Genomic DNA, 11992 nt, shown 5'->3' on the forward strand with positions numbered 1-11992 from the left:
GGCTACGCTGGGCTCATGCAGGTGAACTCTGAACAAATCCCAACCGAAGACGTCACCAACCCCGCCCGGCCAGCCCCGGCCACAGGTTCCGCTCCCGCGAAAGGACGTTCCGCCGCCGTCGGCCTTTCTGCCGGCGACATGGAAAAAGCGGCAGCGCTGCTCCGCATGAAACGGTTGGCGTTGGCGCTGTTGATCGCGATGGCCGTCATCTTTACGCTGGCGTTTGCGTTCCAGAAGCAGTATCCGTGGCTGGAATACGTCCGTGCAGCGGCCGAAGGCGGCATGGTGGGCGCCTTGGCTGACTGGTTCGCGGTGACGGCGCTGTTCAAGTACCCCATGGGCCTGAAAATCCCCCACACGGCCATCATTCCGCGCCGCAAGGACCAGATCGGCGAATCGCTCAGCGACTTCGTCGAAAGCAACTTCCTGTCCCAGGAAGTTGTGCAGGACAAGTTGGCCAGCATCGATATTGCCCGCAAGGCCGGCCGCTGGTTGTCCGCGCCGGGCGGCGCCGAACGTGTAGCCAAGGAAGGCGGCGCGATGATCCGCGGTGCCTTCACCGTCCTGAACGACGACGACGTGCAGGCAGTCATCGAGGGTATGGTCCGCAAGCACCTGCTCACCCCGCCTTGGGGACCGCCCGTTGGACGGATGGCCGAACGGATCTTCGCGGACGGGCACCACCACACGCTGGTTGACTTGTTGGTTGACCGTGCCGCCGACTGGGTGGACGCCAACCATGCCACGGTGAACCGGCTCGTCTCGGACCGCTCGCCTTTGTGGGTGCCGACGTTCGTGGACGGCCTGGTGGGCGACCGGGTGTACGTTGAACTCTCCAAATTTGTTCGGGCCGTACAAGCGGACCAGAACCACCAGGTCCGCCAGTCGATCGATGCGTACCTCACGGACCTGGCACAGGACCTGCAGCACGATCCCGCCATGATTGAGCGCGCTGAAAGCATCAAGGCGCAAATCCTGGGCGACCCCGAGGTCCGCGAACTGGCATCCCGCACATGGGGAACCGTGAAGACTGCGCTGCTCAACGCCGTCGACGATCCCGACAGCGAACTGAGCCTGCGCTTCAAGACCGCCGTCCGCGAGTTCGGTGCGCGCCTGGTCAACGACGACGAACTGGCCGGCAAGGTCAACGCGTGGATCGGTGATGCGGCCGGGTACCTGGTCAACACCTACCGTTCGGATATCGCCGGCGTCATCTCGGATACCGTGGCCCGTTGGGATGCCGAGGAAACGTCACAGAAGATCGAACTGCAGGTGGGCAAGGACCTCCAGTACATCCGGATCAATGGAACCGTGGTTGGTGCGCTGGCCGGGTTGGCGATCTTCACGGTGGCGCATCTGCTGTTCGGTTAGGGGCACTGGAGCTATCCAGTGGGCCTTGGTACCTTCAACGCATGCCTATCAAACTTGAGAACGTCGGTATTGCGGTTCGGGATCTCGAAGAAACCATCGCGTTCTTCACGGACCTCGGCCTCACAGTGCTGGGCCGTGACACAGTCAGCGGTGAGTGGGCCGACACTGCCGTGGGGCTGGATGGCAACCACGCAAAAATTGCGGTGCTCCAGACCCCGGATGGCAACGGGCAACTGGAGCTTTTCGAATACATCCACCCTGACGCGATCGAAACCAACCCGACTCTTCCCAACGAGATCGGAATGCACCGGGTGGCCTTCTCGGTGGACGATATCGATCACGCGCTGGACATAGCTGCGAAGCATGGATGCCACCCCCTGCGGGGCGTGGCGACCTACGGCGACGTCTACAAACTCACCTATCTCCGCGGCCCCAGCGGGATTTTGGTCATGCTGGCCCAGAAACTCCAAGGCTGAGACCGGGGCGGGCACAATGTTGCACTGCAGGAAGGAGGCCCTTCCATGCTGAAGCAACTTGCTGAGGGCGTTCTGGTTCACGAGAGCGAATTCATCCAGAGCAATTGCACCGTGGTTCAAGGCCGGGACGGGGTGTTGCTGATCGACCCCGGGATCACTGCCAACGAAATGGCGGCGATCGCGAAGGACCTTCGCGGGCTGGGCCAACCGGTGGTTGCAGGCTTTTCCACACATCCTGATTGGGACCACGTGCTGTGGCACCCCGATTTTGGTGATCCGCCCCGGTACGGAACGTCCCGATGCGCGGCTTCCATCCAGGATGTCCTGTCCAACGCGGACTGGAAGGAACAGGTGGCCGAAGGGCTGCCGCCGGAGCACGCCGACGATATCCCGATGGACTTGCTCGGGCTCATCACCGGACTGCCGGCAGAGACTCCGCACATTCCTTGGGATGGCCCCGCAGTCCGCATCCTGGAACATCAGGCCCATGCGCCCGGACATGCGGCGCTGTTGATCGAGGGAGCCGGCGTCCTGGTGGCGGGCGACATGCTTTCCGACATCCTGATGCCGTTCCTCGACCTGCAGGCAGCGGATCCCCTGGACGACTACCTCCACGCTTTGCGGCTCTTCGAGTCGGTGGCCGACGACGTTGTTGCCGTCATCCCCGGCCACGGCTCGGTGGGCGGATCCGTGCAACTGGGGGAACGGGTCAGCATGGATCGCACGTACGTGCAGGCGCTCAGGGACGGCCGGGAACCCGACGATCCCCGCATCGGACCCTCGGCCCCGCTGGAATGGCTGGCTGACGTACATGGTTGGCAGATGCAGCAACTGGCCGCGAAACGGCAAGGATAGGTTCAGGGCAGGATCCGACGACACAGAATCAAGTCGGCGATAGGAGGCGGCACGGCGGCCTTAGATGGTCCTCTGGCGAGCAGTTTCCCAAAGCCAGCCCATCGCGAGAAAATCGATATCGCGCTTTCTCAGCCGAGCAGATGCACCATCTGTCCCGGTCTTGCCTGGCCGATCAAGTCCAGGTCCTCGTCGCGGACCACCGCTATCACGGGGGACGCGGCAGTTGGCGGGTGGCCGGCCAACGCAATGACGGGAAGGCCCGACGGCGGCAGGAGGACCAAGCCTGCTTCCAGCGGTTGTGGTTGGGGTGACTGAGTCGTGCCGCCCTCCCTCGGAGCGACCTCAAGAGGCCGCCCCGCCAGTCGCGCACCTGCCCGGTCCGACTCCGGCGAGAGAATCCAAGGTTCGCTGGTCAACCGAAGCCAACTGCCGGCGTCGTCATTCCTGGCCTGGGGCCCCCGTATAACCCTGGCGACCACCGGTCGTTCCGGATCCAGCGCACGCCGGGCGGGATGATTGAGCTCGGGGAAGCCGTGGCCGTGCGGCCGTCCGAACGTCACCGAAGCACCGGCCCGCAAGGGTGCAGTCCCAGCTTCCACGCCGCCCTGAACAGCTACGTAATACCGAATCCCAAACAACGCGGGACCGAATTCCAGCACTGCCCCCGGGGCCACCCGGACCGCCTTGTTCAGGGGAAGTTCAGAGCCGTTGAGCGTCACCATACCCTCGGCACCTGTAACTGCCACGGCTGACCCTGTCACGAACCTCAGCTTGAGCCCGCCCAGCAGCACCTCAAGCCCGGCTGAGGTGTCCGGATTGCCGAGCAGGGTGTTGGCGAGGTACATGGACGCGCGGTCCAAGGCGTGGTCGGGCTCGACAGCAAGTGTCAACGTCCCCGGATCCGTCACGACTGCACTCATCAGGCAAACCCTCCTTAAGGATCCAGACCTATGCGAACGCTTCAATCTGAACGCCGGCCTGGTCAAGGCCCTCCCGGACAGCGGCAGCCATGGTGACGGCGCCGGGCGTATCCCCGTGGATGCACAGCGAATCGGCCTGCACCGGCACCACGGTTCCGTCGATGGCCAGCACTTCCTTGCGCGTTGCCAGCCGCACGGCCTGTGCCACCACGGCGGCCTGGTCATGGAGAACTGCACCTTCCTGGGTGCGGGGTACCAGCGTGCCGTCCGGCAGGTAGGCCCTGTCCACGAAGGCCTCGCGGAACACCGGATGACCGGATTGTTCGGCGAGTGTCAGCCATGCCGAGCCCGGCAGGCCAAGCACAGGCAACCCGGGATCGTACGCGTGGACGGCGGCAACCACGGCCTCGGCCTGCTCTTCATCACGGACGATCCTGTTGTAGAGGGCGCCGTGCGGTTTCACATAATCCACCGAGGCTCCCACCGTGTGGGCCATGCCATCGAGTGCACCAAGTTGGTAGAGCACATCGCCGAAGAGTTCGTCGAACGTCATGTCCAAGGAACGCCGCCCGAAGCCCGCCAGGTCCCTGTATCCCACGTGGGCTCCAACGCGGACGTCCAGTTCAAAGGCCGCGCGGCAGCTGTCCAGCATGGTGAGGGGATCGCCTGCGTGGAAGCCGCAGGCCACATTGGCGCTGGTCACGATGCGGAACATCGATGCGTCGTCTCCCATGGTCCATGAGCCGAAAGACTCCCCGAGGTCAGCGTTCAGGTCCATTGCTACCGCCTTCCAGCGTTGGGTTGATCAGGGCGTTTTTGGGTGCGTTCGGGAGCAATTCGCCCGGGACGGTGTCCGGCAGCGGGCCGAACGCATCCTTGGCGGTGGACACCACGGCACGCCCCATCATCAGGTTGCCCGCACCACCTACCACGGCACCTACACCGAACGGCAGGGCGCGGCCCAGGAATGCGGAACCTTGCCGCTTCACCAGGCTCTTGAGGAATGCCCGCTGGATGGTGTCACGGATGACCCCGAAGCCGCTGCCGGGAATCTTCTTGGTCAGCGTCCTGCCCCACGCGTTGGTGACGCCCTTGCCGCGCCCCAAAGACTGTCCGCTCAGTGCCCCGAGCATGGAAGTACCTTCCTCGCCCAACATGATGGCCATGACCATGGTCTGCGCCCGCACCGGGTCAGTCAGGCGGATGCCATGGAGTTCGGCCAGGGACGACGCGTACAGCGCGGTTGTCTCCAGGAAGCCCACTGTTGCGAGCGCGGAAAGTCCCAGCGACGCGGCGGTTCCAATACCGGGCACGACGGCGGTAGCACCCACCGCTGCTCCCCCGCCGGAGATGGCCAGCAGGTAGTGGCGCTCCAGTTTCGCGGCGAGCTGGGCCGGCGAGTCGTTAGGGTGCCGGCGTTGCAGCCTGCGGAGGTTGGCCAGGACGAGTGGGCGCTGGACTTCCACCGCTTTCAGCAACACGTTGTGCACTCCGGGCTTGGTGTTGCCTTGCTCGTCAAACACAGCGTTGTGGGCTGTTTCCTGGGCGATTTTCACCGCCGGGTTGGGTCGCTTTGGCATCTTCACCTCTCCTTGGCAGTTAGTCGTTTCACGGGGAACTGCTGGATTCAGCCTATGCCACGCCCCTGACATGCTGGACCCGCAAATGGTCCTATGTGGACAGGATTCCGCGCAGAGCGCACACCACAGGGGAGCTCCGGCGGAGGGTGGCCTCCTCCCGCCCGCCGTTCCGGTGCCCCGGGCGCCGGCCACAGCACAATCCCCGCCTTCCACAGTGTCATCGCACAGGTTTAGGCTGGTGGGATGGCCGCGTTGAGGGCGCTGCGTCCCTTTGCACACCGGGAATTCCGGGTGCTGATTTCTGCGCTGTCCATCTCCATCTTCGGATCCGGTATGTGGGCAGTGGCGATGGTCTATGAAGTGATCCACCTCGGCGGCGGCCCGCTGGAGTTGTCGCTGGTTGCTACGGCCGCCAGCGTCGGTTTGGTGGGGTTCGTTCTGGCGGGCGGCATCGCGGCTGACAGGCTGCCGCAGCGGCTGCTGATCATCGCGGTGGAAGGCGCCAACCTGGCCGTCATCGCCACGGTGACAGCGCTGGCCATGCTCAATGTCCTGCAACTGTGGCACCTGGCCATCGGCGCCTTCGTCCTGGGCGTTGGACAGGCGTTCTTCTTCCCCGCCTACTCGGCCATCCTGCCACGCATCCTGCCTGCTGATGATCTCCTGGCAGCCAATGGCTTGGAAGGTACTGTGCGGCCGGTTCTGCAGCAGGCCGCCGGTCCAGCCCTTGCGGGGATCCTTGTGGCTGCACTGTCTCCGGCACACGCTGTCGCAGGGGTTGCTGTCTGCCATTTGCTGGCGTTCGGGATCGTGAACTTCCTTAGCCACCAAACGCTCGGTCCGTCCTCCCCCGATCCTGGCGGGCCACCGGCAAAGTCATCCCTCTTCAAGGACCTCCGGGAAGGATTCAGCTACACCATCCGTACCCCGTGGCTGCTGTGGACGCTGATGTGGGCATGCCTGTCCGTACTGTTCCTGATCGGTCCAATCGAGGTCCTGCTTCCCTTCGTGGTCCAGGACCAGTTGGGAGGCGATTCGAGGATGTTTGGCTTCCTGCTGGCCATCATGGGAGTCGGCAGCGCCATAGCTGCACTGGCAACGGCATCCTTACGCCTCCCCCGGCGCTACCTGACGGTGATGGTGGTGACATGGGGTTTGGGGAGCCTGCCGGTTGCCGCTATTGGTTTCATGGACAGCTTCTGGATGCTCGGTGCTGCCATGCTCATCTTCGGAGTCACAGAGGGCATCGGGACAGTCATCTGGGGCACGTTGCTGCAACGGCGCGTGCCACGACATTTGCTGGGCCGGATTTCCAGTTTGGACTTTTTTGTTTCCTTGGCTCTGATGCCGGTTTCCATGGCTCTGGCCGGCCCGGTTGCGGAGGTTGTTCCCCTCTGGCTGATCTTCCTTATCGGTGGTTTGGCGTGCCCCATCATGGCCTTCGTGGCGCTCTTCGCAGCACGAATGATGACTGATGAGATCGAGAACCCCTTGACCTCCGGTGCCGAGGATCCGGAATCTGCAGACACGCAGCCAGACTCTGTGTAGCGTGTGCAGTACCTCAGGAAGGACACATCCATGGCCGCTGGAATCAAAGACGATCCCTGGCAACTCACCACTGCCCCGGGATCCTCCGACTACACCATGTACAAGGACGACGCCGCAGATCCGCCTGCCCTTGTTTGCCAGGTGGGTTCCACCAAGTTGCTTTACCAGCTGCGCGCCATAGAGGACCTCCATGCATGGCTCGTGGAACAAGGCGATTGGGTTCCCCTGGGTGCCGCTGACGAAGGCAAGGACGCCGCCCCCGGAACCGTCGAAGCCTGGGGTCGCAGCGAAAGCAACCCCGTGGGTGGCTGGTACGGGCTTCGCAAGGGTTACCGTGGCAGGTTCGGCATGTACATGCGCCGCTGCTGGAGGCGCTCGGTTTGGCTGAGCTCACCCACGAGAAGCGGAACAACACCATGCGGGCCATCACGCGGTAGGACTGCCGGACCATCAATCGTTTGGTTGACCTTGTGCCCGGGAAGCGAAGATGTTCAGGCCCAGGACGCGGGAGAGATACGCTGTGGCCTGCTGGCCACGAACGCTGTTGCCGGCGGGATCGAGCCGCGGAGAGAAGGCCCCGATTCCGGCCTTCCCGGGAGACACGGTCAGCAGGCCGCCGGACACTCCGGACTTACCCGGAAGGCCGATCTCGAACAACCATTCCCCCGACCTTTCGTACAGCCCGTTTGCTGCAAGGATCGCCAGGGTGTCCCGGCAGACGTCAGCTGAGACCACCCGCGTGCCTGTCACAGGGTTGACGCCGCCATCGGCGAGTGTGGCGCCCATGATGGCAAGGTCGCGGGCACTGACCCGGAGTGCGCATTGTTTGGTATAGACGTCCACCACTTCCATCGGATCGCGAGCGATCCTCCCGTAGCTTTCCAATAGGCGGGCAATGGCACGGTTGCGGGTGTTGGTGGCTGCCTCGGACCGGCACACCTCCTCATCCAGCACCAAGTCCCGACCCGCGAAAGCCGATAGTCCTGAGTGAATGGCCTCCCATTGCTCATCGGGAGTACTGCCGGGCATCAGTGCTGTGGTGGCCAGGGCACCCGCGTTAACCATGGGGTTCATGGGATGGCCGTCGTTGAGCTCAAGGGCAATCACGGAGTTGAACGCCAGGCCGGTGTTGTTGACGCCCACAAGGCCTGCCACAGCGGCATGGCCAAATTCCCCACAGACCAAGGCGTAAACGAAAGCCTTGGAAATGGACTGTATGGAAAACTCCACGTTCGCGTCGCCGGCCGCATGCACTCCGCCGTCCACCTCCACCAAGCAGACGCCGAAGAGTTCCGGATCGGCATGTGCCAAGGCAGGAATGTAGTCTGCGACAGCACCGTCCTTGCACGCACGATTCCGGCTATGCGATTCGACGACCAGCGAATCAACCTGCTCCCAGCCGGGCAATGTTCCTGTGGAGACCGACTGCTCCACGCCTTCAACATTCGAATCCAACACGGCTGCCCCCAAAGATTGGCTTATGAACCCTGATCGTGAGACACCTGCTATTTGCCGGGGGCAAGCGTGCCGAGATCATCCCCGCCCTGGCCGAATACTGCCAGCTTTCCGTCTTCCTGGATCTTGGCGGTCACGGCATTCGACAGCCACGTGTCAACGCCCTCACAAGCCATGCGAGTGGACGAGAAACCCCCGAACGTGATGGTTTTGCCGTCTTCTTTCCAGGAGCCGACCAGCCTGTTGCAACCGTCAGTTCCCGTGGCGCTGCCGTCGGTCTTCATATCGAGGGACGGTTGCTTGGCATCGCTGGTGTCGCCCCAGACTCCGACGAATGGACTGGTGCCGCTTCCCGCACAGCCTGCCAGAAAAGAAGCAGCAACGAAGGCCAGGGAAACAGTGCGAATAATGCGGGTCTGGGTCTGCGCCATGCGGTCAGTTTAGGTTTACATCTCCGGAATTCACCAGAGCTTGGGCAAACTGCCTACAAACACCTAATTGCGCTCACAATTCGGCCGTAGAAAAGGATCGTGCGGTCGATCGCGACTCAGACGACCGACCGCACTAGCCCCGTTTTACGCAGCGACGGCGCCCCGGGCGGGCCCCAGAACCCGCCACACCCATCGCTGCTAACTCCGTCGATGAACCGCAACGCAGCCGAAAAGGGCAACGGCGCATTCCGCAGTTCAGCGACATGGGCACTGAATATGTGCTCTGACCTGCGTAAACGTGACGCGGTGTTTCAAAAATTGTTTTCGGGCGCGCAATCTGGCAACGCCGTCGCCCTTGACGCACGCTCTCCCGGGTACACCACGGCTTTGAGCTGGCCGGGCTGTTTGCCGGCCTTGAGTGCGGCTTCGGACTCGGAGAGGGCAAACTTGCCGGTGACCAGGACATCCAGGTTCACTCTGCCGTCTGCGAGCAGTTGGATGGCAAGGGGCCAGGTGTTGGTGTAGCGGAACACGCCGGAGAGCCAGATCTCGCGGTTCTGGATGTAGGAAACGGGCAGTTCGACGTCGTCTGCGCCGAGTCCCACCAAGATCACCCGGCCTGCGGGCCCCACTGCTTTGATGCCGGAACGGACAGCTTGAGGTGCGCCGGAAGCGTCAATGAAGGCATCGACGTCGAGCCCTTCCACGGTGTCCGTCAGCGCGTTCAGCGCGTGGGTGGCGCCGTGTTCCAAGGCGAAGGCGAGGCGGTCCCCGGCGATGTCCGTGACATATATTTCGCTTGCGCCAAAGGCCCGGGCGGCCTGCGCGGCGATGATGCCGATGGGGCCGGCGCCGGCAATCAGGACCCGGCTGCCGGGCTTGATTTCAGCGCGTTCGCACGCCCAGAGCCCTACCGAGAGCGGCTCGATCAGGGCAGCGGCTTCGTCGCTGACGTTGTCCGGGATGTCGTGCGCGAAGTCGCTTTGGATGGTGACGTACTCGGCGAAAGCACCGTCCACGGGAGGGGTCGCGTAGAACTCCATCTCGGGGCAGAGGTTGTAGCGTCCTGCCTTGCACTGCTTGCAGGTCCGGCACGGGCGTTGCGGCTCGACGGCGACTCTGGCACCAATGCGGGCCGGGTCCACGGAACTTCCGACGGCGGCAATCCGCCCCGCGAGTTCGTGGCCGAGGATCAAGGGGTGGTCCACCACGTAATCGCCGATCCGGCCGTGCTCGTAGTAGTGCACGTCGCTTCCGCAGACTCCGACGGCGGATACCTGCACCAGGACTTGATCGGCTTCGAGGTGCGGGATGGGCAGGGTTTCCATGGTCATCTCGCCTTGGCGCTGCAGGATGGCCGCACGCATGGTGGCCGGCAGCCCGGGCTGGTTGGGCAGAGGGGCTTGAGTGGTTGAGGTTGTCATGATGAAAGTCCTTGGAGTTGGTTTCTTGACCGCGCTGAATTACTTGACCGCGCCGAGCGAGAGGCCCTGGACGAGCTTGTCCTGCGCCGCGAATCCGGCGAACAGTACAGGGAGCGAAATGACGACGGCGGCCGCGCAGACTTTCGCGAGGAAGAGGCCCTGGCTGGAGACGAATCCGGTCAGGAACACAGGGGCCGTGCCGGCGACAACGCCTGTGAGCACCCGGGCCAAGAGCAGTTCGTTCCAGCTGAAGATGAAGCAGATCAGGGCTGTGGCGGCGATGCCCGGCATCGCCACAGGTGCGATCACCTTGCGGAGCGTGAGGATCAGGTTGGCGCCGTCGATCTGTGCCGCTTCCAGCATTTCGACGGGGACTTCGGCGAGGAAGGACCGCATCATCCACACGGCGATGGGCAGGTTCATGGACGTGTACATGAGGATCAGGAACCAGATGTTGTCCAGTGCGCCCACTGTCTTGGCGAAAAGGTAGAGCGGCAGGATAGCTGCGACCACCGGCATCATCTTGGTGGAGAGGAAGAAGAACATGACGTCCGTCCACTTCTTCACCGGCCGGATGGACAGGGCATACGCGGCGGGAATGGCCAGGGCGAGCACCAGTACCGTGGACATGATGGAGGCGGTGGCGGAGTTGATCAGCGAAGGCCACGGACTAACCCCGGAGGTCTCCCCGAAGAACTCCTTGTAGGCGTCCAAGGTGAGATTGGCAGCCAATGACGGCGGGTTGGTGGCGGCGTCCGTCTCGGAGTGGAACGAGGTCAGGATCATCCAGAGGACGGGTGTGGCAAAGAGCAATGCCAGCAGCCAGGCTGTGATGCCGGCGGCCGTGTTGTTTCGCGTGGGATCCATCCGGGATTTGCCGCCACGTCGGACAACGGCGGGCGCGCTCGATTTTTCAGGCGTCGTGCGGGCTGCGGCGGGACTGAGTGTGCTCATCGTGCTGCCTCCTTCTTGAAGAGCGAGAAAACGGTGCGGAGGGCGAACGTCGCCACGAGGATGGTGCCAATGACCACCACGACGCCGGCCGCGGAGGCCAGCCCGTATTCATTGGCGTAGTAGAAGGTCTGGTAAATCGCGTACGGAAGATTCGCGGTACCCAAGCCACCCGACGTCAGGGTGAAAACGGCGTCGAAATTCTGCACGATGTAGATCGCACCCAACAGGCCTCCGAGTTCCAGGTACTGGCGCAGGTGTGGGAGCGTCAGGTGCCGGAAGATGGCCCACGGCGTAGCGCCGTCCATCTGGGCTGCCTCGACGGTGTCCATGGGCCGCGACTGCAGGCCGGCCAGCAGGATGAGCATCATGAAAGGGGTCCACTGCCACACCAGCGAGATGATGACGGCCATCAGCGGTGCTTGCGACAGCAGGTCCAGCTGCGGAGGAGTATCGCTGCCAAACAGGGACCAGGTCCACGTCAGGACGCCATTGATCAGGCCGTAGGTGGGGTTGAGAAGGGCGTGCTTCCAAATCAGGGCAGCGGCCACGGGCACTACCAGGAACGGTGCAATCAGCAGCGTCCTTGCCAAGCCGCGTCCGATGAATTTCTTGTCCAGCAGCAGCGCCAGTCCCAGGCCGATGACCAGACTAGCCAGGACCACGGCCACCGTGAGGAGGATGGTGGTGAAGATTGCTTGGCGGAGGTCGGGATCGGTGAGGACCGTGACGTAGTTCTCGAAGCCAGCAAAGCCGGTGGTGCCGGGGCTCAGGCTGTTCCAGTTCAGGAACGAGATGATCAGGGTCACCACGAACGGCAGTTGCGTGACGATGATGAGGAAGATGAGGGCAGGAAGCAGCGGCGCCCGCCGTGCCCAGGCGAGGGCGCGTTGTCGAGATGCTTTGGTGCGTGAAGGTTTGGCTGTGGCTTGTCCCGGGCGGGAGATGCGCGCCGTTGCGGTAGTCATGATGTTCTCCTGG

Annotated in this window: 12 protein-coding genes and 1 pseudogene; 5 read left to right on the forward strand and 8 right to left on the reverse strand. The window is 63.3% G+C overall.

Annotated features, from left to right (window positions below):
- Positions 1 to 15 precede the first annotated feature (15 nt).
- Genes ACSSVG_RS08175 through ACSSVG_RS08185 form a run of 3 tightly spaced genes read left to right on the forward strand, consistent with a single transcriptional unit; the run spans position 16 to position 2702 of the window.
- Positions 16 to 1371, forward strand: a complete 1356-nt coding sequence (locus tag ACSSVG_RS08175; protein WP_492418320.1) for a DUF445 domain-containing protein — start codon at positions 16 to 18, stop codon at positions 1369 to 1371.
- Positions 1372 to 1412: 41 nt separating this feature from the next.
- Positions 1413 to 1847 carry a VOC family protein gene (locus ACSSVG_RS08180; RefSeq protein WP_231340557.1) on the forward strand — a complete coding sequence of 145 codons (435 nt, stop codon included), beginning with the start codon at positions 1413 to 1415 and terminating at the stop codon, positions 1845 to 1847.
- A gap of 45 nt (positions 1848 to 1892) precedes the next feature.
- The gene (locus tag ACSSVG_RS08185; protein ID WP_492418322.1) at positions 1893 to 2702 is read left to right on the forward strand and encodes an MBL fold metallo-hydrolase; all 810 of its coding nucleotides are present in this window, start codon (positions 1893 to 1895) and stop codon (positions 2700 to 2702) included.
- 128 nt (positions 2703 to 2830) lie between these two features.
- Here ACSSVG_RS08185 and ACSSVG_RS08190 read toward each other — a convergent pair whose 3' ends face one another.
- From ACSSVG_RS08190 to ACSSVG_RS08200, 3 genes are read right to left on the reverse strand one after another with little or no spacing between them, the layout of a single operon-like run.
- Positions 2831 to 3622, reverse strand: a complete 792-nt coding sequence (locus tag ACSSVG_RS08190) for a 5-oxoprolinase subunit C family protein (RefSeq protein ID WP_492418323.1) — start codon at positions 3620 to 3622, stop codon at positions 2831 to 2833.
- Between the two features lie 28 nt (positions 3623 to 3650).
- Positions 3651 to 4400 (reverse strand): LamB/YcsF family protein, encoded by a 750-nt coding sequence (locus ACSSVG_RS08195; protein ID WP_492418325.1) that lies wholly within the window; start codon positions 4398 to 4400, stop codon positions 3651 to 3653.
- On the reverse strand, positions 4384 to 5202 hold the full coding sequence (locus ACSSVG_RS08200) for a hypothetical protein (protein WP_492418327.1): 819 nt from the start codon (positions 5200 to 5202) through the stop codon (positions 4384 to 4386). Before ACSSVG_RS08200 ends, ACSSVG_RS08195 begins: the two co-directional genes overlap by 17 nt.
- 243 nt (positions 5203 to 5445) lie before the next feature.
- On the opposite strand from ACSSVG_RS08200, the gene ACSSVG_RS08205 reads away from it, so the two are divergent.
- Both ACSSVG_RS08205 and ACSSVG_RS08210 read left to right on the forward strand, forming a co-directional pair.
- The gene (locus tag ACSSVG_RS08205; RefSeq protein WP_492418328.1) at positions 5446 to 6750 is read left to right on the forward strand and encodes an MFS transporter; all 1305 of its coding nucleotides are present in this window, start codon (positions 5446 to 5448) and stop codon (positions 6748 to 6750) included.
- Positions 6751 to 6846: 96 nt separating this feature from the next.
- Positions 6847 to 7187 (forward strand): annotated as a pseudogene (locus ACSSVG_RS08210) (DUF6855 family protein).
- A gap of 13 nt (positions 7188 to 7200) precedes the next feature.
- Here the strand turns inward: ACSSVG_RS08210 and glsA are convergent.
- The 5 genes from glsA to ACSSVG_RS08235 form a co-directional block, all read right to left on the reverse strand.
- Positions 7201 to 8208 carry a glutaminase A gene (gene glsA / locus ACSSVG_RS08215; RefSeq protein WP_492418330.1) on the reverse strand — a complete coding sequence of 336 codons (1008 nt, stop codon included), beginning with the start codon at positions 8206 to 8208 and terminating at the stop codon, positions 7201 to 7203.
- A 47-nt stretch (positions 8209 to 8255) separates the two neighbouring features.
- Complete coding sequence (locus ACSSVG_RS08220) at positions 8256 to 8636, reverse strand: META domain-containing protein (RefSeq protein WP_492418332.1); 381 nt, start codon at positions 8634 to 8636, stop codon at positions 8256 to 8258.
- Positions 8637 to 8947: 311 nt separating this feature from the next.
- Positions 8948 to 10060: an NAD(P)-dependent alcohol dehydrogenase gene (locus ACSSVG_RS08225; RefSeq protein ID WP_231340548.1), complete on the reverse strand. Its 1113-nt coding sequence runs from the start codon at positions 10058 to 10060 to the stop codon at positions 8948 to 8950.
- Positions 10061 to 10099: 39 nt separating this feature from the next.
- Positions 10100 to 11014: a carbohydrate ABC transporter permease gene (locus tag ACSSVG_RS08230; RefSeq protein WP_492418334.1), complete on the reverse strand. Its 915-nt coding sequence runs from the start codon at positions 11012 to 11014 to the stop codon at positions 10100 to 10102.
- Entirely contained in the window at positions 11011 to 11979 is a 969-nt protein-coding gene (locus tag ACSSVG_RS08235) for a carbohydrate ABC transporter permease (protein ID WP_492418336.1), read from the reverse strand. Before ACSSVG_RS08235 ends, ACSSVG_RS08230 begins: the two co-directional genes overlap by 4 nt.
- Positions 11980 to 11992: the final 13 nt, after the last annotated feature.

The organism is Paenarthrobacter sp. E2MeOHC11, assembly GCF_058744955.1.